The organism is Citrobacter sp. NCU1 (assembly GCF_010231475.1).
In the GTDB taxonomy this organism is placed as follows: Bacteria; Pseudomonadota; Gammaproteobacteria; order Enterobacterales; family Enterobacteriaceae; genus Citrobacter_D.
The window spans coordinates 58,076-78,275 of record NZ_NRDO01000044.1 but is presented as its reverse complement, the minus strand read 5'-3'; the positions used below and the strand labels follow the sequence as shown (position 1 = coordinate 78,275).

The following is a 20,200-nucleotide window of genomic DNA, read 5'->3' as shown; positions in this document are numbered from 1 at the left end:
AAATTATTTCGGAGCGCGAAAATAAAGGGAGTCAGAGGTGGTTGCTGATAGTCAGCCTGGGCATATCGATCAAATCAAGCAGACCAACGCAGGCGCGGTTTATCGCCTGATTGATCAGCTGGGGCCGGTATCGCGTATTGATCTTTCTCGCCTGGCACAATTGGCGCCTGCCAGTATTACAAAAATTGTCCGTGAAATGCTTGAAGCGCATTTAGTGCAGGAGCTGGAGATCAAAGAAGCGGGTAGCCGTGGTCGTCCTGCGGTTGGGCTGATGGTGGAAACGGAAGCCTGGCACTACTTGTCTATTCGCATCAGTCGCGGAGAGATTTTCCTTGCCTTACGCGATCTGAGCAGCAAACTGGTTGTGGAAGAGTGTCTTGAACTTCCCCTTGTCGCTGACATTCCGCTGCTTGATCGCATCATCACGCTGGTCGATCAGTTTTTTATCCGTCATCAACAGCAACTTGAGCGGTTAACTTCTATCGCCGTCACCCTGCCGGGCATTATTGATACTGAGAATGGCATTGTCCACCGTATGCCGTTTTATGACGATGTCAAAGAGATGGCGCTGGGGGAAACGCTGGCGCAACATACCGGTGTACCTGTCTATATTCAGCATGATATCAGCGCATGGACGATGGCCGAGGCGCTTTTCGGTGCCTCACGCGGCGCGCGCGATGTCATTCAGGTGGTGATTGATCACAACGTGGGGGCCGGTGTCATCACCGATGGTCATTTGCTGCACGCAGGGAGCAGCAGCCTGGTCGAGATCGGTCATACGCAGGTCGACCCCTACGGTAAACGCTGCTACTGCGGTAATCATGGCTGTCTGGAAACCATCGCCAGCGTGGACAGTGTTCTTGAGCTTGCGCAACTACGCCTCAATCAGTCGATGAGTTCTACGCTGCACGGTCAGCCATTAACGGTGGACTCGCTGTGTCAGGCCGCCCTCGAAGGGGATTTACTGGCAAAGGATATCATCAGCGGTGTCGGAAGCCATGTGGGACGGATTCTGGCCATCATGGTGAATCTCTTTAACCCGCAAAAAATCCTGATCGGTTCTCCCTTAAGCAAAGCGGCGGATATTCTTTTTCCCGCTATTGCCGACAGCATTCGCCAGCAAGCGCTCCCGGCGTACAGTAAGCACATTGCCGTGGAGAGCACGCAGTTTTCAAATCAGGGGACAATGGCGGGCGCTGCACTGGTAAAAGACGCGATGTATAACGGCTCTTTGTTGATTCGTCTATTACAGGGTTAACATTTTTTCACTGTCGTACGAAAAATTGCGCTATCTCAAGCCGATTCCCTTTGTCATACCTTAGACTTTCTCCGCTGTATTATTTTCCTGGCTTATATTTTTGAAGCATAACGGTGGAGTTAGTGATGCTGAAGCGTTTCTTTATTACAGGTACAGACACTTCTGTTGGGAAGACAGTGGTTTCCCGCGCATTACTACAAGCGTTAGCGTCAGGGGGTAAAACTGTCGCGGGTTACAAACCGGTCGCCAAAGGAAGTAAAGAGACACCCGATGGGTTGCGCAACAAAGATGCGCTGGTGCTGCAGAGTGTCTCTTCTCTTGAATTGCCTTATGAGGCCATCAACCCTATTGCGTTAAGCGAAGATGAAAGTAGCGTGGCGCACAGTGGTCCAATCAATTACACCTTGCTGTCCAATGGTCTGGCGAATCTGAGCGAACAAGTCGATCACGTCGTTGTGGAAGGCACTGGAGGATGGCGGAGTCTGATGAATGACCTTCGTCCATTATCCGAGTGGGTCGTGCAGGAGCAGCTTCCGGTATTGATGGTGGTGGGGATCCAGGAAGGCTGCATCAACCATGCGCTGTTGACGGCTCAGGCCATTGCCAATGATGGACTTCCTTTGATGGGCTGGGTTGCCAACCGTATCAACCCAGGTCTTGCGCATTATGCCGAGATCATTGATGTACTGGGTAAAAAAATTCCTGCACCTTTGATCGGTGAACTGCCATATCTGCCCCGCGCAGAGCAGCGTGAGCTTGGGCAGTACATCCGCATGTCAATGCTTGGCAACGTACTGTCAGTAGACAGAGTCGTGGCGTAACGTTCACGATAACGCGAGCATCCGTATTTCGGGGAGTAAACGATATTCCCCGGTCATTTCACAAATCATCAACGTAGACATTACTGGCACATCCGTGGTGGCTGCCAGTAACATCGCCATTCCCATTAATCCCAACAGAATTGTTCATTCTTCCTGACCCGAAAGCCAGAACCCCCGTCGACGGCGCCAAACAGCATGCTGATTAACAGACCGTCGAACAAGGGGTAAACACGCCGCCGGGCGCGCCGGATCGTGACTGGCGAGCACGCCCAGCCCGTTTCGAGGCAAACTTACCGGAACAGCGGTTTTACTGCGACGGGGATCAGCAGCTGCGACTGCCAACTGGCTAACGTATGCTGCGCCAGTTGACCCAATGCCTGGTAAAACGGATGGTTGGCATTCTCAACGAAAACGTCCAGAAAACGGCCCGACCAGGGAAGCAGATGCCAGGCCAGAAGCTGTTCGCATTCTGTATGGCGGTCATTCTCAGCGAGCCACGCGGCCAGAAGCAGAAGAGAACCAAAATGATCTTCAGGTTCATTTTGCTGCATCTCAAACTGAATACCGTTGTCGCGCATCCACTGGCGTAACGCCAGCGTCGAGTCGCCAAAGAGCACGCTTTCTCTGTCTAACCAGACGGAACCCCAGGGCGGTGAGGGCAGAGCCCACGGGCCAACGAATAATCTCTGCCAGGCTTCAGACAGCGATTCATCGCTCTTTGCCTGAAAGGTGGTCACCAGCGGCGCTAACAGCGTCGGCGAAAGTGGCCACTGTTCCTGCCAGCCCTCAGTGGTTAATGCCTGAACCAACGGGGCGGCTTCGCTACTGTCGGGGGCGTAGTAAAACAAGGCGCCAAGCACTCGCGCCGCTATCGAAAACTCGTTACATTGTGTAAATGAGGTCATGCAAAATATCCTAAAAGATGCGGGTTCCTCCGCACGAGTTTATTAGCCCGCAACCGCCACACCGACCGTCGTATGCAGGCCATAAAAGAGACTGCGTTCTCAATCGCGCGGGCCAGAAACCGCAATTTAGCCAGGGTTTTGAGGTATTTTAGCGGGAATCACCACCCGCGACCAGAATCTGTCCCCTTACTGAGTCCAGACAGCGCCGTTGAAACATCCACGGCGCTTCAGCGGCGGGATTTAAACTTTCTCGATTTCCACCAAATTCGTGTGCTGTGGATTCCCCTTTGCCAACGGCGAAGGGCGCTGCGTAGTCAGCGTGTTGACGCAAGCGCCATGATCGACTTGATCCCCTGACATATCAGCGTCATGCCAGGCACCCTGACCCATGGCGCTTACGCCAGGCAGAATGCGCGGTGTCACCTTCGCGGGAATACGAAGTTCGCCACGGTCATTAAACACGCGCACCATATCGCCGTTGGCGATGCCGCGTTGTTGGGCGTCTATCGGGTTTATCCATACCTCTTGTCGGCAGGATGCCTTCAGGACCTCAATGTTTCCGTAGCTGGAGTGGGTTCTGGATTTATAGTGAAAACCAAAGAGTTGAAGTGGAAATGTGCTACGTTTGGGGTCGTCCCATCCTTCAAATGTGGAGGCATAAATCGGCAGCGGGCTGATGATATCGCCTTTTTCCAGCTCCCAGGTGTTGGCAATGGTTGCCAGCCTGCTGGAGTAGATTTCGATTTTTCCCGACGGGGTTTTAAGCGGGTTCGCCAGCGGATCTTCACGGAATTTTTTATAGGCCACGAAATGGCCATTCGGGTCTTTACGTTTATAAATACCCATTTTCTTTAATTCGTCGTACGAGGGAAGCGCCGGGTCTTTTTCCAGCATTTTGGCATACAAATATTGTAACCACTGCTCCTGTGTTCGCCCTTCGGTGAACCGCTGATGAATATCCGTGCCGAGGCGCTTTGCCACTTCGCTCATAATCCAGTAGATCGGCTTACGTTCAAATTTAGGCGCGGTGGTCGGCTGGATAAAAATTAAGTAACCCATATTACCGGCGGAGTCGTTGGGAATAATGTCCTCTTGCTCGACGGTCATCAGGTCTGGTAGCAGGATATCGGCATACTTTGCCGAAGAGGTCATGAAGTTCTCGATCACCACGATCATTTCGCATTTCGATTCATCCTGCAAAATCTCGTGCGTTTTATTGATATCCGAGTGTTGGTTGGTAATGGTATTGCCGGCATAGTTCCAGATAAATTTAATCGGTACGTCCAGTTTTTCTTTGCCACGAACGCCGTCACGTAAGGCCGTCATCTCCGGGCCCCGGACAATGGCGTCTGTCCAGCTAAAACAGGAAATTTGCGTTTTAACCGGGTTTTTCGGCAACGGCATACGCTCAATTGTGATGGTGTACGTGGATTCACGGGCACCGCTGTTGCCACCGTGGATCCCCACGTTGCCGGTCAGAATTGGCAGCATGGCAATAGCGCGTGAGGTTAATTCGCCATTCGCCTGGCGTTGGGGACCCCATCCCTGGCAAATATACGCAGGTTTGGTTGTGCCAATTTCCCGCGCGAGTTTCACAATACGATCGACCGGGATGCCGGTAATGTGCGATGCCCACTGTGGCGTTTTGGCGATGGCATCTTCGCCCTGACCCAAAATATAGGCTTTGTAATGCCCGTTGGCTGGCGCGTCAGCGGGGAGTGTTTTTTCATCGTAGCCGACACAACAGGCGTCAAGGAAAGGCTGATCGACAAGATTTTCATCGATCAACACCCAGGCAATCCCCGCGACCAATGCCGCATCCGTACCCGGTCGAATGGGGATCCACTCATCTTCACGACCCGCAGCGGTATCGGTGTAACGTGGATCAATGACGATCATTCTGGCCTTCGAGCGTTCCCGGGCTTGTTCAAGGAAATAGGTAACACCGCCGCCGCTCATTCGGGTTTCAGCAGGGTTATTGCCAAACATCACCACCAGCTTGGTGTTTTCAATATCGGAGGTACTGTTGCCCTCATTTGAACCGTAGGTATAAGGCATAGCAGCAGCGATTTGCGCTGTGCTGTAGGTACCATAGTGGCTGAGAAATCCGCCGTAACAGTTCATCAGACGGGCCACCAGCGAGGCGTAAGGGGAGGAGCGGGTAATATTGCCGCCGACGATGCCAGAGGAGTAGTTGATATACACGGCCTCATTACCGTATCTGTCTACGGTGTTTTTGAGGCTATCACTAATGGTATCAAGGGCCTCTTGCCAGGTGATCCGCTCAAATTTTCCTTCCCCACGTTTGCCTACGCGTTTCATCGGATAATTGAGGCGATCAGGATGATTAATACGTCGACGAATAGAGCGGCCACGTAAACAGGCGCGTACCTGATGATCGCCATAAACATCGTCGCCGGTGTTGTCGGTTTCAACCCGCCAGACTTCATTGTCCCTGACGTGAAGGCGCAAAGCACAACGACTGCCACAGTTAACGGAGCACGCACCCCAGACGACTTTATCATCCTCCGGTTGTATTGCTTTTTGCACAGCCGCCGCTGCAGCACGTACACCGAAGGGTAAAGCGAGGCCACCTGCGGCGAGCGCGAGTGAGCCAATGGCTGTGGATTTCACCAACGTTCTGCGGCTAATGCCACCGTGTTGCTCAATTCTGGACATCACTCACTCCATTATCGCAATCGTTATATAAATTGTTTTATATGGGAATTAGTATCTTGCTAATAATGAAATGAGTTTACCCTTGTGTGATGAAGGGGTATTAATCCATGTCAATATAAGGGATGCCCCCCAGGAACGGAGGGCAAAATGGGGATCACTGCGGTTCGACGGTGGGACCATCCTGAGAAGGCGTGCTATTTGCCGGGGCGTTTCCGCTACTCGTGCGGGTGTAGAGGATTTTGTGGGTGTCGTTTGCACAATGCCCCACCACCTGAGAATCAGGCTGATCGGCCTGATCGTTTGGCACGATGTTTAAGGTAAAACTCGATTCCGCCACACCGTTGTTGATGATCCGCTGCTCAATATCGCTTTTGACTCTTTCGCACGATTCCGGTGCCGCCATGACCCACGGGGAGGCGGTCACCAGTAAAAAGACGGCAATTCCTCTGGTTAGGTTCATCATTCACTCCTTCATATAGAAAACGATAAATAAAGCATAGCATTTGTAGTATACCCCTCTGTATTTGAACGCAACCCATTGAAGGTTCTAAAAAACGCCACGTCTCAAAATATCCCCCAAACAGTACTGCCAGTTTGTCCCTGGCATTATTACTGCGTGTCGCCCTGGCGATGCACAAAAAATAACCGCAATTGGTATACTTTGAGTGCGACCATGCGCGAATTCAATCTAAGGAGGTGCGCAATGGACATAGCAGAAGTGAAATCATTCGGTATTCCTGACGAAGTACGCGAGTTTCCGAATGGGCGACTTGAGCTCCTGAATATAGGGGGGGCGATAGTCGGTCGTGCGGTGCTGGAGCCTGGATGGCGTTGGGCGACATCCGTGCAGCCCATCGTTGGGACGAAGAGTTGTGAAGCACCTCATTTTCAGTATCACGTTGCCGGGGTGTTGCGGGTGAAAATGGACGATGGCTCTGAATTTGATTGTCTGCCCGGTAATTTGTCACGGATTCCCCCCGGTCACGATGCCTGGGTTGTGGGGGATGAATCCGTGGTCATTGTTGACTTCCAGGGAATGGTTGATTGGGCTAAGCATAAAGAGGGCGGCTGTACTGACTCGCCATAAACCAAAAGGGTTACCCAACACCAGTACGATGATCATCCTTCATCACCGTGTATAGGACCCATTCTTCGGAGTGGGTCTTTTCTTTGTAGGGAAGAGGTTCTGGCCACCCGCAATCCTGGCAACATATCGCCCCGAAATCGCCACATGTAGCGTGTTATTCTGTGTTCATTACGCTATGGCGTAACCCTCTGTATTTGCTAATATGATTGAGAATCTTCCCTGTAACGCGGTGAATAACGTGACGAAAAAGGCGCTATTGAGTTTTCTGTGTGTGATGCTTGCTGGATGTGATAACGCGACCAGCCTGGTTTCGTATACGCCGGAAATGGCGAGTTTTTCCAATGAGTTCGATTTTGATCCGTTACGTGGTCCGGTGAAGGATTTCAGTCAGACGTTGATGAATGATAAAGGCGAAGTGGCAAAACGGGTCAGCGGTACGTTATCGCAGGAAGGCTGTTTTGATACGCTTGAACTTCATGATCTGGAAAACAATACCGGGGTGGCATTAGTGCTGGATGCCAATTTTTACCGTGATGCCGAGACGCTCGAAAAAAGGGTGCGCCTGCAGGGGAAATGCCAGTTGGCAGAGTTGCCTTCGGCAGGGGTTGTCTGGGATACCGATGATAACGGCTTCGTTGTGAGTGCTGCGGGTAAAGAGATGCAAGTACAGTACCGCTACGACGCCGATGGCTACCCGTTGGGTAAGACCACGGTCACCAAAGACAATAAGTTGTCGGTGAGTGCTAAACCGTCTGCGGACCCGCTGAAAAAAATGGATTATACCGCCGTGAGCCTGCTTAACGATCGGCCCGTGGGTCATGTGAAGCAAACATGTGAATATGACGCTCACGCCAACCCGACCAACTGCCAGCTTATTATTGTTGATGAAAGCGTTAAACCAGCAGTTGAACGGAGTTACACCATCGAAAATACCATTGATTATTACTAAACCGCAGTTTACTGCGCGGTGGGTTTTAGCAGCTGAGAACCTGGCGTTTTGTGTTGTGCCAAATACTGCTGCTGGAAGATACACATCCGAATGGTATTGCGGTATTCGCCGTTGATAAAAAACTCATGAATTAATTCACCTTCTATCATAAAACCTAATTTGCGATAGATGTGAATCGCTTTCTCGTTTTCTTTATCGACGATTAAGTAAAGCTTGTAGAGATTGAGCACGGTAAAACCGTAATCCATCGCCAGTTTTGCTGCGCGAGAGGCCAGCCCCTTTCCCTGGTAATCCGGAGAAATGATGATCTGGAATTCAGCGCGGCGATGCACATGGTTAATTTCGACCAGCTCAACCAGACCGGCTTTCTCACCGTTGTATTCGACGACAAAGCGGCGTTCACTCTGGTCATGAATGTGCTTGTCATAAAGATCTGAAAGCTCGACAAAGGCTTCATAGGGTTCTTCAAACCAATAACGCATAACGCTGGCATTATTGTCGAGCTGGTGTACAAAGCGTAAATCTTCGCGCTCAAGCGGGCGCAGTTTGACACTGTGGGCGCTTGTCATACGGTATCCTTACATTCCTTCATGAACAGTCATTTTAGGGTGCAACAGTGCGGCCGGTGCGACGATCCAGACAGCGAAGGGTATTCGGTTCCCAGTAGGCATTGATATTAGCACTTTGTTCACATTTATCGCGCTTATCAAATGCGGCGTCAGCTTTGTCCCACTCTTTTTCTGTGCGGGTATTCACTTTATTGCGCAGCTTACGCGTATCGTTCCATTGTTCCTTTTCCATCGCGGCCTGTTGGCGGCTTTGCGCGCTGTCCCCGGATTCAATCACCAGTTTGCTGGTTTCTGCCATTGCACAAGTGGTGTACATGACGGCACCCAGCGTAAGCATTGCCGTCAGGCACAGGCGTTGGCTAAGTGTTTTGTTCATTGTCAGTTCCTTTAATTGAATGGGCTAAAAGCGATTTAATGCGTCCAAATTCTACACTATTTCGGCGCGCAGAGCATACCCGCCTTAAGGGCATGGATACGCTAAGGATATTCTGACGTATCATGGTTAAATCGACAGTCACTAAAAATGAATAATGTTAAAAATTACGCTTCTCTTTTTTGTTACGGCGCTATGCGAAATCATCGGCTGCTTTTTACCCTGGCTCTGGCTTAAGCGGGGCGCAACGGCCTGGCTGCTGGTTCCGGCGGCCGTTTCACTGGCGCTGTTTGTCTGGCTGCTGACATTGCATCCGGCGGCCAGCGGGCGAGTCTATGCGGCTTATGGCGGCGTCTATGTTTGTACGGCATTACTGTGGTTGCGTTTTGTCGACGGCATCAGGCTCAGCGTGTATGACTGGTCAGGCGCCGCAATTGCGCTCTGTGGCATGCTGATTATTGTGGCAGGCTGGGGACGCGCGTAAGCGTCCCGATTTTGTGATGAATCAGTGATTTTTTGATCATTATACTTGTATGGTAGTAGCTCAGTTGGGTAAATTTCCTGCATCACAAAAGAGGTGTAAGGAATAAAAATGAAGATTGTAGGGGCTGAAGTTTTTGTCACGTGTCCAGGGCGTAACTTTGTTACTCTGAAAATTACGACGGAAGACGGTATTACCGGTCTTGGCGACGCCACGCTCAATGGGCGTGAGTTGTCGGTCGCATCGTATCTGAAAGATCATCTGTGCCCTCAGCTTATCGGTCGCGATGCGCACCGTATCGAAGATATCTGGCAGTTCTTTTATAAAGGCGCTTACTGGCGTCGTGGTCCGGTGACGATGTCTGCCATCTCTGCTGTGGATATGGCGCTGTGGGACATCAAAGCAAAAGCCGCCAACATGCCGTTATATCAATTACTGGGCGGCGCTTCTCGTGAAGGCGTGATGGTGTATTGCCATACCACCGGTCATACGGTCGATGATGTGCTGGAAGATTATGCGCGTCATAAAGAGATGGGTTTCAAAGCGATCCGCGTGCAGTGTGGCGTACCGGGTATGAAAACCACCTATGGCATGGCGAAGGGGAAAGGGCTGGCTTACGAGCCGGCAACGAAAGGGCAGTGGCCAGAAGAACAACTGTGGTCAACCGAGAAATACCTCGACTTTACCCCCAAACTGTTTGAAGCCGTACGCAACAAATTTGGTTTTCATGAGCACTTACTGCACGACATGCACCACCGTCTGACGCCCATTGAAGCCGCACGGTTTGGTAAGAGCATTGAAGAGCATCGCCTGTTTTGGATGGAAGATCCCTCCCCCGCGGAAAATCAGGAGTGTTTCCGCCTGATCCGCCAGCATACGGTCACGCCTATTGCGGTCGGCGAAGTCTTTAACAGCATTTGGGATTGTAAGCAACTGATTGAAGAACAACTGATCGATTACATCCGTACCACGATCACGCACGCAGGCGGCATTACTGGCATGCGGCGTATTGCTGATTTTGCCTCGCTGTATCAGGTTCGTACCGGTTCACACGGCCCATCCGATCTCTCTCCGGTTTGTATGGCTGCTGCGCTTCACTTTGACCTGTGGGTGCCGAATTTCGGGGTTCAGGAATATATGGGGTATTCCGAGCAAATGCTGGAAGTCTTCCCGCATAGCTGGACGTTCGACAACGGGTATATGCACCCTGGCAATAAACCGGGTCTGGGCATTGAGTTTGATGAAAAACTGGCTGCGAAATATCCGTATGACCCTGCGTATCTGCCCGTTGCCCGACTGGAAGATGGCACCCTGTGGAACTGGTAATTAAAGCAAGTTAGTGAATATAGGAAATAAACATGGACTTCATTAATGATCGCTTTATGATCGACAATGAAGTCGGTGCTCGGTTGTATCATGACGTCGCAAAAAATCTGCCGATCATCGATTATCATTGCCATCTTGAAGCAAAAGACATTTACGAAAATAAAAGCGTTGAAGATATTACTCAGCTTTGGCTTGCAGGCGACCATTATAAATGGCGTGCTATGCGGGCGAATGGCATAGATGAATATTTTATTACTGGTGATGCAAATGCTGAAGAAAAATTTCAGGCATGGGCTGAAACCGTGGAGGCCGCTTTTGGCAACCCACTATATCACTGGACTCATCTGGAGTTGAGTAAATACTTTGACTGCAAAGTGAACCTCGATAGCCAGAACTGGCGTGAAGTGATGGAACATTGTAATCGGGTTATTAAACAAAACAATTTTAGACCGCGTTATTTGATGGAGTGTTCAAACGTAGAGGTTATTTGTACAACCGATGCACCGCTGGATTCTCTGGAGTATCATCGATTATTAAAACAGGATGAGACCTTTTCTATTAAGGTGTTGCCGACATTTCGTCCAGACGATGTGTTTAATGAAAATGTGATTGAGTTTGCACAATTTGTTACGAAACTCTCTCATTTAACGGATGTCAGAATAGAAACGTTCGACCATTTTTCCGAAGCTATTGGTAAACGTATTGACTGGTTTCATGCAAACGGCTGTCGTATTTCTGATCACGGTCCTGTCAGTATTTATTATCAGGAAAGTGAACCTGAACATGTGAATCATCTATTTTCCCGTAAGGCTGCAGGAGTAACTCTGACGGGGACAGAAGAAGCACAGCTCAGTAGTGCTATTTTTGTCATGCTTGCAGGACATTACAAAGTCAGGGACTGGGCGATGCAGATTCACTTCGGTGCGATCCGCAATAATAATAGTCAAAAGCGTCAGCAATTGGGTATTAATACGGGTTTCGATTCTGTCAATGATCAGTCGTCTCTGGCGTCATCGCTCAATCAATTATTGGATGCAATGGTAAAGGCAGACGCGTTGCCAAAAACCATCCTTTATAACCTCAATGCTACCTATAACGATGTTGTTGCGACGACTATCGCTAATTTCCAGAGTGCAGAATACGGCGTTAACTCACCAATGCAGTTTGGTTCCGGTTGGTGGTTTAACGATACGCGTCGCGGGATGGAAAATCAGTTAAATAGTTTGGCCGACCAGGGGTTACTCATGCATTTTGTCGGTATGTTAACGGACTCACGTAGCTTTGTTTCCTATACCCGACACGATTATTTTCGCAGAATACTTTGCAATCTCATCGGTGGATGGGTCGATAAAGGCGAGGTGCCGAATAATCAATACATTCTGACACGAATGATAAGAAATATTTGCCACGATAATGCCAATAATTATTTTAAATTCTGAGACGTTTAGTTGAGGATAGAACATGACTCGTACCAATAGAAAAATAACGATTCCAATTAGTATCGGCTATGGCATGACAGATATTATGGGAGGTGGTGCATTTACGGTTATTGGCGCCTGGCTCCTTTTTTTCTACACGACTTTTGTCGGTCTGTCGCCAGTAGAGGCTGCATCGATAGTGGCGATTGCAAGGATAGTTGATGCGATTGTTAGCTTATTCATGGGGTCTTTTACTGACCATTTTTATAAAAATGCGCTAGGCAAAAAATTTGGCAGAAGACGTTTCTTCTTGCTCATTGGCGCGCCATTAATGCTGGTTTATATTTTACTGTGGGTGACTGGAATGAATTTCTGGTTCTACCTTTCAGTTTACCTGGCTTTTGAAATTATCGCTGCAATGGTATTGATCCCGTGGGAAACATTGCCTTCTGAAATGACAAAGGATTTTAACGGGCGGACGAAACTTTCCACTTGTCGTATGTTTCTTTCTGCAACCGGTACGTTCCTTGCCACATTTATTCCGGGATTATTAATCGGTCATTTCGGGGAACATGATCCTAATGCTTATTTTATTAATGGCGTAGTCTTTGCTGTGATGTTTATGGTCTGCGTATTTATTTCCTGGAAAGTGACATGGGAACGTGAGTTAACGCCGGAAATGCAGGCAGAACTTGAACTCAGTAGTCAACCCACAACGCTGGCGGAAAAGGTGGCGCTGGTAGGAAGACTGTTCAAAGAGTATGCCTCAACATTAAAAGTGCGTGCATTCAGAAAACATCTGGCCATTTATCTTTTTTCCTTTACGGCGAAAGATGTCTACAACACAGTCTTTGTCTTTTTCTGTGTTTACTGCCTGAACGTCTCTTCAGCACTGGCAGGGACATTGTTGTCAATGAGCATCGTGGGGTTACCTGTCACACTTCTGGCAGGGGTAGCGATCATTAAATATGGTCCATCACGGCTTTACGTTTTTGCGTACACATTGATGATGTTGTGTCTGATCGGTCTTTTTATGGTGTACCAGTTCCCGGGGGAGAGCAAAGTCACGTTGCTGGTGGTTCTCGCTGCGTTGTATCAGGTGGGGCGTTGCGTGCTGGAATTCACCCCATGGAATGTATTCCCTTTCATTCCAGACATTGATGAAATGATCACACGCCAACGTCGTGAAGGTCTGTTTGCGGCTGTGATGACGTTTTCCCGTAAGACGACAGTGGCTATCGCGACCTTCATCGTGGGATTGATGTTGCAGAGTGGAGGATTTGTGAAGGGGAGTCAGGTTCAGCCTGAACAAGCTATTAATACCATTGCTACGTTGCTATTTGCAGGGACTGCAGGGCTGTTAATTCTGGCGTTGTGGCAGGCGGTAACATTCCATCTGAACAAACGAACCCACAAAATTTTTGTCGATGAAGTCGATCGTTTAAAAGCCCACGGTGCGAAGCAGGATGTTGATCCTGAAACCCGCCGAATTGTTGAAGATTTGACGGGATATTCCTATGACGCGTTATGGTGCGAAACGGATAAGACGGTCGTTAAGAAAACGCATTCAACCATCACAATGAGTTAATAAAATACATCCCTGTCGCGAGCCAGGGATGTTACACAACTTAAAAACATGTCATACCAATCGACAATTAATTAACTCAAATCAAGAACACGCCAAATGAACTCGTTAATCTAGTATGGCAATCAACGTTCTCTACAGTGAGTCAAAAAGATGCAAAACAAGCTATTAACCGCTAAGGCAATACTCCCGACCTGTGATCGCAGCAAACTGGTGCCGCGTATTGTCCACCTTGGTTTTGGTGCGTTTCACCGCGCCCACCAGGCTATCTATGCGGATATCCTTGCCGCAGAGCACGGCAGTGACTGGGGTTACATCGAAGTTAACCTGATTGGCGGTGAGCAGCAGATTGCTGACCTGAAAAACCAGGATAATTTGTATACCGTGGCCGAAATGTCTGCTGATGCCTGGACTGCACGCGTTGTGGGTGTGGTCAAAGAAGCCCTGCATGCGCAGGTCGAGGGGCTGGAGACTGTTCTCGCAAAAATGTGCGAACCGCAGGTTGCCATTGTTTCCCTGACGATTACTGAGAAAGGGTACTGTCATTCTCCGGCAACAGGGCAATTGATGCTGGATCACCCGATGATTGCTGCCGATCTGCAGAACCCACAGCAGCCTAAATCCGCGCCGGGAGTTATCGTTGAAGCGCTGGCGCGCCGTAAAGCGGCAGGTTTGCCGGCATTCACCGTGATGTCCTGCGATAACATGCCTGAGAACGGTCATGTAATGCGTAATGTGGTGACGGCGTATGCACGTGCCGTTAATGCTGAACTGGCGCAGTGGATCGAACACAACGTCACGTTCCCTTCAACGATGGTTGACCGAATCGTTCCGGCTGTCACCCCTGATACGCTGGACAAAATTGAACAGTTAACCGGTGTGCGTGACCCCGCGGGTGTGGCGTGCGAGCCGTTTCGCCAGTGGGTTATTGAAGACAACTTTGCCGCAGGGCGTCCGGAATGGGAAAAAGCCGGTGCCGAACTGGTTGCCGATGTTATCCCGTTTGAAGAGATGAAGCTGCGCATGCTGAACGGTAGCCACTCTTTCCTGGCATATCTTGGTTATCTGGCGGGCTATCAGCATATCAATGATTGTATGGGAGACGAAAATTACCGTCTCGCGGCGCATACGTTGATGCTACAGGAACAGGCGCCAACCCTGAAAGTGACAGGTGTCGATCTCAAGCGTTACGCCGACTTACTGATTGAACGTTATAGTAACCCGGCGCTGCGCCACCGGACCTGGCAGATTGCGATGGACGGTAGCCAGAAATTACCTCAGCGTATGCTGGACTCTGTTCGCTGGCATCTGGCGCATAACAGCTGTTTTGATTTGCTGGCGCTGGGCGTAGCAGGATGGATGCGTTACGTCGGAGGTGTGGACGAGCAGGGCAATGCGATTGAGGTCAACGATCCGCTGCTTCCTGTCATTCAGAAAGCGGTTCAAGGGAGCCTGGAAGGTGAAAGTCGCGTTCAGGCGTTGTTGGACATTGACGCGATCTTCGGCAATGAGTTGCCGCATGAAGGTCTGTTTACTCGCAAAGTGACTGACGCGTATCTGTCTTTGTTGGCGGACGGTGCGAAAGCGACCGTTGCAGCGTACGTCGCGAAACAGAAATAACCGTGTTGAAGTAGCCGAAAGGCGTTTTATATAGCCGGGAATGGCGGTGTCGCTTCCCGGCAGTCACATCATCACAATGCCGCCTGGGGCGGCATTGACACCGTTTAGTTCATGCCGAGACGAATCAGTTCGATGGGCGCAAACTTACCCTCACAACCTTCAATTTCCACCGTTTTCCCGCGACGGATCTGTGCTGCATCCAGGCCATCGGTGTCAATTGAGGTAATTTTTCCCGTATGTCCTGTGCCGCTAATCATGACCCGGCTGCCAGTGGTGATTGCGTTACGGTTACGATCGTATGTCATCATGGTGTTTTCTCCTTTCTAACTTACCGTCAAAGCCCGCGGGCTTTTAGTCCCACGTAACGGGCGTCATATAAATACGCTTCTTACGAAGGATTTTTTTTGTTTTTGATCAAGCTCACGGCTTTTTGAGTAAGAATGTGCGGGGAGAAAAAATACGTGGAAACTCACCCCGTGCGGGGTGAGGGGGGCGAATTATTCTTCGCTAAACCAGTCGCTGTTTTCCTGACGAATAAGCTGTACGGATTCACCGATTTCCTGCAGGTGGACAGTCATCGCACGTTCAACGGCATCAGCGTCATGATGTTCAAGCGCGGCAAAAATATCATGATGTTGTCTGAGCAGCATCTCAGGCGGCGAGACGTGATCCAGACTCATATAGCGCACGCGGTCAATGGTCGCTTTAATATTCTCGACGGTGTCCCAGGCCAACTGGCAATCGGCAATGGTTGCCAGTTTCTGGTGAAACTCATCATCGAGCTGGAAGAAATCATTAAGCTGTTTACGATCAATCGCAATACGCTGCTGATGCAGATTTTGTTCCAGTTGATAACACTGGCTGTCCGTCATCATTGACGCGGCGCGACGAGCCACTGCGCACTCTATCGCCTGGCGGACAAAACACCCATTTTGCACCTGCGATAACGAAATTTTGTTCACATAGCTACCGCGCTGCGGGCGGATTTGGATCAGCCCATTTTCCGCCAGCTTGATAAACGCTTCCCGCACTGGCTGGCGTGAAACATTAAAGCGTACAGAAACTTCTTTTTCAGAAAGCGGTGTGCCAGGTGCAATCAGGCAATGCACGATGTCACGACGAAGAATGCGGTAAATTTGCTGATTTACCGGCTGTGTAGGGTTGAGTTGCGTTTCGACGGTCATGCGCTCTTACTTTTTAGAGAGTTAACCCGATTATTCTACCATTTTTTTGCCATGGGCTATACCCGGCCAAAGGCCGGGTAGCGTAATTAGTTTCGATGAACGCTAAGTCCGGCAAAGGATTGTGTCACGGGCATCATTTCCAGGGTATTGATGTTCACGTGAGCGGGTAACGAGGCAACCCACCATACGGCTTCGGTGACATCTTCTGGCGTTAATGCTGTTGTGTTTTCATAGGCTTTACCCGCTTTCTCATCGTCACCTTTGAAGCGAACGTTAGAGAATTCAGTACCGCCCACCAGTCCCGGTTCAATATCCGTGACACGCACTGCGGTACCGTGTAAATCAGTGCGCAGATTAAGACTGAACTGACGAACAAACGCCTTGGTGGCGCCATAGACGTTGCCACCGGCATACGGCCAACTGCCCGCCGTCGAGCCAATGTTGATGATATGACCACGATTGCGCTCAACCATGCCCGGCAGCACGGCGCGAGTCATATAAATCAAGCCCTTATTGTTGGTATCGATCATGGTTTCCCAGTCGTCAACGTTGGCTTTGTGCGCGGGTTCAAGCCCAAGAGCCAGCCCGGCGTTGTTGACCAGAATATCAATGTTGCGCCAGTTGGCAGGGAGCGAGGCCAGCATTTGTTCAATGGCTGCACGATTACGCACATCCAGTTGTGCCGTTAACAGGTTCTCTCCCAGCTCATCTTTTAATTCCTGAAGGCGTTCCTGGCGGCGGCCTGTGGCAATCACTTTATGGCCATTCTCAATAAAACGACGTGTAATACACTCACCAAAGCCTGCCGTTGCACCGGTAACTAAAACGATCATCTCACTGTTCCTCAACGCTTTTTGTGTTGTACTACCATAGCACGTCATATCTGTCAGGGGGTAATCCTGGTTAACGAGATTGCGGTCATTTCAAGGGAGGCCTACTCTATGAACAAACCGTTTCGGGAGCGAAAGATGCTGTTATCAAATCCATTCTTAAATCACAGTGTGTTGCCGTATCAGGCACCGCGTTTTGATCTGATTGAAGATCACCATTATCGTCCCGCCTTTGATGAAGGAATGCGGCAAAAACGCGCAGAAATCGAGGCGATTGTACAAAACCCCGAGGTCGCGGATTTCGCCAATACCTGTTTAGCGCTGGAGCAAAGCGGTGCGTTACTGACGCGCGTCACCAGCGTATTTTTCGCCATGACGGCGGCGCATACGAACGACGAATTACAGCGGCTTGATGAGGCGTTTTCCGGCGAACTTGCCGCGCTGGCGAATGATATCTATCTGAACAGCGCCCTGTTTGCGCGCGTGGACGCCGTCTGGCAACAGCGTCAAAAACTGAAACTGGATGCAGAATCCTTACGACTGGTGGAGGTGATTCATCAGCGGTTCGTACTGTCCGGGGCGCAACTTAATGATGCCGATAAGGACAAACTTAAACGGCTGAACACCGAGTCAGCGACGCTGACCAGCCAGTTTAACCAGCGATTGCTGGCGGCGAATAAATCGGGTGGACTGGTGGTGGATGATGCGCACGCGCTGGCCGGTTTAAGTGCCGAAGAGGTCGCCCATGCAGCACAAGCCGCCACAGAGAAGGGGCTTACGGCGCGCTGGTTAATTCCCTTGCTTAACACCACGCAACAACCGGCGCTCGCCGCGCTGTGCGACCGGCAGACCCGGGAAAATCTCTTCAAGGCGGCATGGCACCGGGCGGAAAAAAAGGATGCCAATGACACGCGCGCTATCGTGCTGCGTTTAGTGGAAATTCGCACTCAACAGGCAAAACTGCTGGGCTTTGCCCATTATGCAGCGTGGAAAATAGCCGATCAGATGGCGAAAACGCCTGAAGCTGCCCTGGCGTTTATGCGGGCTATTGTCCCTGCCGCACGTCAGCGTGCGCTTGATGAACAGGCGGCGATCCAGACAATCATTGATCAACAGCCGCGCGGATTCACGGTGCAGCCGTGGGACTGGGCGTTCTATGCCGAACAGGTGCGGCGCGAGAAGTTTGCGTTAGACGAAGCGCAGCTCAAGCCATACTTCGCTTTAGACACCGTTCTGAATGAGGGTGTGTTCTGGGCGGCAAATCAGCTGTTTGGCATTAAGTTTATTGAGCGTTTTGATATTCCGGTTTATCACCCTGATGTTCGCGTCTGGGAAATATTCGACAGTGACGGCGTGGGACTGGCGTTGTTTTACGGTGATTTCTTCGCGCGTGAGTCAAAAAGCGGTGGCGCCTGGATGGGCAACTTCGTCGAACAGTCAACGCTCAACGAAACCCGACCGGTGATTTACAACGTCTGTAACTACCAAAAACCTTCCCCTGGACAACCGGCACTATTGCTTTGGGATGATGTGATCACGTTGTTCCATGAGTTCGGACATACATTGCATGGTTTGTTTGCGAGCCAGCGCTACGCGAGCCTTTCAGGGACCAATACGCCACGAGACTTTGTTGAGTTCCCGTCGCAGATCAACGAACACTGGGCGAGCCATCCAGCTGTTTTTGCGCGCTATGCCCGGCATGTTGAAACGGGGGAAAAGATGCCGGATGCGCTGCAAGATAAAATGCGTCGGGCGAGCTTGTTTAATAAAGGCTATGACATGACAGAGTTACTGAGCGCGGCTTTACTGGATATGCGCTGGCATACACTGTCGGCGGAATCCCCCATACCGGATGTGGACAGTTTTGAATCGCAGGCGTTAGCGGCTGAGGAAATCGATCTTCAATCCGTGCCGCCACGGTATCGTAGCAGTTATTTCGCCCATATTTTTGGCGGCGGTTATGCGGCAGGGTATTACGCCTATCTGTGGACGCAAATGCTGGCAGATGATGGCTATCAGTGGTTTGTCGAACAGGGCGGATTAACGCGGGAAAATGGTCAGCGCTTTCGGGAGGTGATTTTGTCACGGGGCAACAGTACTGATTTAGCTCAACTTTATCGCCAGTGGTGCGGCCACGATCCGCGAATTGATTCGATGCTGGAGAATCGTGGGTTAAACGGATAAGGCTTTTTATTGTTGGGAAAAGAACCGGGTGCGATGCCCGGTTTTCTATGCGATTTTCCTTCCCCAAAACCTCTCCAAAATAAATTTTTGAATTCTGAAAAATGAGCAGGGGAAATGACGCTAACGTCGCCGTTGAACTGGTTCTACTCTGAGGACTCCGACATGACCACCTTTCATCAACTGACTGCCACCAGCCTGCGCGGCCAACCCATATCCATGGCCGACTACGCGGGTAAACTGGTTCTGGTGGTTAATACCGCCAGTCATTGTGGTTTCACGCCACAATACGCAGGCCTTGAAGCGCTCTACAAGAAGTACGCCGACCAGGGGCTGGTGGTGCTTGGTTTCCCCTGCAACCAGTTCGGTAAGCAGGAACCCGGCGGCACCGACGACATCGCGCAGACCTGTTTCATCAACTATGGTGTGAGTTTCCCGATGTTCGAAAAAGTGGAGGTCAACGGCGCTGCGGCGCACCCGGTATTTCGTTACCTGAAAGAAGAGTTGCCCGGCATGCTGGGTGGGCGGATCAAGTGGAACTTCACTAAGTTCCTGATCGGACGAGACGGCAAACCGCTCAAGCGTTTTGCACCGTTCACCACTCCAGAGAAAATGGAAGCCGCAATCCTTGCTGCACTTAAAAGCTAAGTATTCCTGTAATTCGAGGCATTTCCTTTTAGAGATCGTCCAAAAAACTGAGGATATCCGTGCGAGATTAACGCCCGATTCACGCTGTGAGTTCAAGGGTTCTTAGCCGACTTTCAGATTTAACCGTGTCCTTATACAGCGAACTGTTTGGTGATCTATGGGCTAATCCAGGGAGTCAGGTTGACGTTAACCTGACTGCGCTCTGCCTGATTTTTTCCAGCAATTTTCAGTCCTGCCCCCCTAAAATGGGGGGATGAGCCAACAAGTCCCTCTCTTTGATTTACGT

19 protein-coding genes and 1 pseudogene are annotated in these 20,200 nt (G+C 50.3%); 11 read left to right on the top strand and 9 right to left on the bottom strand.

The window, feature by feature from the left end:
• Positions 1-37 precede the first annotated feature (37 nt).
• Positions 38-1,258: a sugar metabolism global transcriptional regulator Mlc gene (gene mlc, locus CJP72_RS14895; protein ID WP_162382134.1), complete on the top strand. Its 1,221-nt coding sequence runs from the start codon at positions 38-40 to the stop codon at positions 1,256-1,258.
• A gap of 125 nt (positions 1,259-1,383) precedes the next feature.
• The gene (gene bioD / locus CJP72_RS14890) at positions 1,384-2,079 is read left to right on the top strand and encodes a dethiobiotin synthase (protein WP_162382133.1); all 696 of its coding nucleotides are present in this window, start codon (positions 1,384-1,386) and stop codon (positions 2,077-2,079) included.
• Between the two features lie 3 nt (positions 2,080-2,082).
• On the opposite strand, the pseudogene CJP72_RS14885 reads toward bioD, so the two are convergent.
• The 4 genes and pseudogenes from CJP72_RS14885 to CJP72_RS14870 all read right to left on the bottom strand — a co-directional run.
• Positions 2,083-2,374 (bottom strand): annotated as a pseudogene (locus CJP72_RS14885) (chloride channel protein); the annotation flags it as partial.
• The gene (gene dmsD, locus CJP72_RS14880; RefSeq protein WP_162382132.1) at positions 2,370-2,984 is read right to left on the bottom strand and encodes a Tat proofreading chaperone DmsD; all 615 of its coding nucleotides are present in this window, start codon (positions 2,982-2,984) and stop codon (positions 2,370-2,372) included. The pseudogene CJP72_RS14885 and the gene dmsD, both read right to left, overlap by 5 nt.
• A gap of 240 nt (positions 2,985-3,224) precedes the next feature.
• Positions 3,225-5,663 (bottom strand): selenate/tellurate reductase subunit YnfE, encoded by a 2,439-nt coding sequence (ynfE, locus tag CJP72_RS14875; protein ID WP_162382131.1) that lies wholly within the window; start codon positions 5,661-5,663, stop codon positions 3,225-3,227.
• Between the two features lie 154 nt (positions 5,664-5,817).
• Positions 5,818-6,123 (bottom strand): DUF1161 domain-containing protein, encoded by a 306-nt coding sequence (locus CJP72_RS14870; RefSeq protein WP_446714970.1) that lies wholly within the window; start codon positions 6,121-6,123, stop codon positions 5,818-5,820.
• Positions 6,124-6,366: 243 nt separating this feature from the next.
• On the opposite strand from CJP72_RS14870, the gene CJP72_RS14865 reads away from it, so the two are divergent.
• Together CJP72_RS14865 and CJP72_RS14860 are read left to right on the top strand one after the other, a co-directional pair.
• A complete protein-coding gene (locus tag CJP72_RS14865) occupies positions 6,367-6,750 on the top strand; it encodes a cupin domain-containing protein (protein ID WP_162382129.1) in 384 nt (127 codons plus the stop codon).
• Between the two features lie 238 nt (positions 6,751-6,988).
• Positions 6,989-7,699, top strand: coding sequence for a YnfC family lipoprotein (locus CJP72_RS14860; RefSeq protein WP_342212315.1), 711 nt, complete (start codon positions 6,989-6,991; stop codon positions 7,697-7,699).
• An 8-nt stretch (positions 7,700-7,707) separates the two neighbouring features.
• Here the strand turns inward: CJP72_RS14860 and speG are convergent, their stop codons facing one another.
• Positions 7,708-8,268 (bottom strand): spermidine N1-acetyltransferase, encoded by a 561-nt coding sequence (speG, locus tag CJP72_RS14855; protein ID WP_162382127.1) that lies wholly within the window; start codon positions 8,266-8,268, stop codon positions 7,708-7,710.
• A gap of 34 nt (positions 8,269-8,302) precedes the next feature.
• The gene (locus tag CJP72_RS14850) at positions 8,303-8,644 is read right to left on the bottom strand and encodes a DUF1283 family protein (RefSeq protein WP_162382126.1); all 342 of its coding nucleotides are present in this window, start codon (positions 8,642-8,644) and stop codon (positions 8,303-8,305) included.
• Positions 8,645-8,798: 154 nt separating this feature from the next.
• Between CJP72_RS14850 and CJP72_RS14845 the strand changes: the two genes are divergently transcribed.
• The 5 genes from CJP72_RS14845 to CJP72_RS14825 all read left to right on the top strand — a co-directional run bounded on the left by CJP72_RS14845 (position 8,799) and on the right by CJP72_RS14825 (position 15,071).
• A complete protein-coding gene (locus CJP72_RS14845; RefSeq protein ID WP_162382125.1) occupies positions 8,799-9,125 on the top strand; it encodes a YnfA family protein in 327 nt (108 codons plus the stop codon).
• Positions 9,126-9,233: 108 nt separating this feature from the next.
• The gene (rspA, locus tag CJP72_RS14840) at positions 9,234-10,448 is read left to right on the top strand and encodes a starvation-sensing protein RspA (RefSeq protein ID WP_162382124.1); all 1,215 of its coding nucleotides are present in this window, start codon (positions 9,234-9,236) and stop codon (positions 10,446-10,448) included.
• A 32-nt stretch (positions 10,449-10,480) separates the two neighbouring features.
• Complete coding sequence (uxaC, locus tag CJP72_RS14835; protein ID WP_162382123.1) at positions 10,481-11,887, top strand: glucuronate isomerase; 1,407 nt, start codon at positions 10,481-10,483, stop codon at positions 11,885-11,887.
• 22 nt (positions 11,888-11,909) lie between these two features.
• A complete protein-coding gene (locus tag CJP72_RS14830; RefSeq protein ID WP_162382122.1) occupies positions 11,910-13,454 on the top strand; it encodes an MFS transporter in 1,545 nt (514 codons plus the stop codon).
• A gap of 150 nt (positions 13,455-13,604) precedes the next feature.
• Entirely contained in the window at positions 13,605-15,071 is a 1,467-nt protein-coding gene (locus CJP72_RS14825) for a mannitol dehydrogenase family protein (RefSeq protein WP_162382121.1), read from the top strand.
• A 104-nt stretch (positions 15,072-15,175) separates the two neighbouring features.
• Here the strand turns inward: CJP72_RS14825 and ydfZ are convergent, their stop codons facing one another.
• The 3 genes from ydfZ to ydfG form a co-directional block, all read right to left on the bottom strand.
• Entirely contained in the window at positions 15,176-15,379 is a 204-nt protein-coding gene (gene ydfZ / locus CJP72_RS14820) for a putative selenium delivery protein YdfZ (protein WP_162382120.1), read from the bottom strand.
• Between the two features lie 189 nt (positions 15,380-15,568).
• On the bottom strand, positions 15,569-16,255 hold the full coding sequence (locus CJP72_RS14815; protein WP_162382119.1) for a GntR family transcriptional regulator: 687 nt from the start codon (positions 16,253-16,255) through the stop codon (positions 15,569-15,571).
• Between the two features lie 86 nt (positions 16,256-16,341).
• On the bottom strand, positions 16,342-17,088 hold the full coding sequence (ydfG, locus tag CJP72_RS14810; RefSeq protein ID WP_162382118.1) for a bifunctional NADP-dependent 3-hydroxy acid dehydrogenase/3-hydroxypropionate dehydrogenase YdfG: 747 nt from the start codon (positions 17,086-17,088) through the stop codon (positions 16,342-16,344).
• 138 nt (positions 17,089-17,226) lie between these two features.
• Here ydfG and dcp point away from each other — a divergent pair, with 138 nt between their 5' ends.
• Positions 17,227-19,269: a peptidyl-dipeptidase Dcp gene (dcp, locus tag CJP72_RS14805; protein ID WP_162382152.1), complete on the top strand. Its 2,043-nt coding sequence runs from the start codon at positions 17,227-17,229 to the stop codon at positions 19,267-19,269.
• Between the two features lie 162 nt (positions 19,270-19,431).
• Positions 19,432-19,914 (top strand): glutathione peroxidase, encoded by a 483-nt coding sequence (locus tag CJP72_RS14800; protein ID WP_162382151.1) that lies wholly within the window; start codon positions 19,432-19,434, stop codon positions 19,912-19,914.
• The last annotated feature ends 286 nt before the right edge of the window (positions 19,915-20,200 follow it).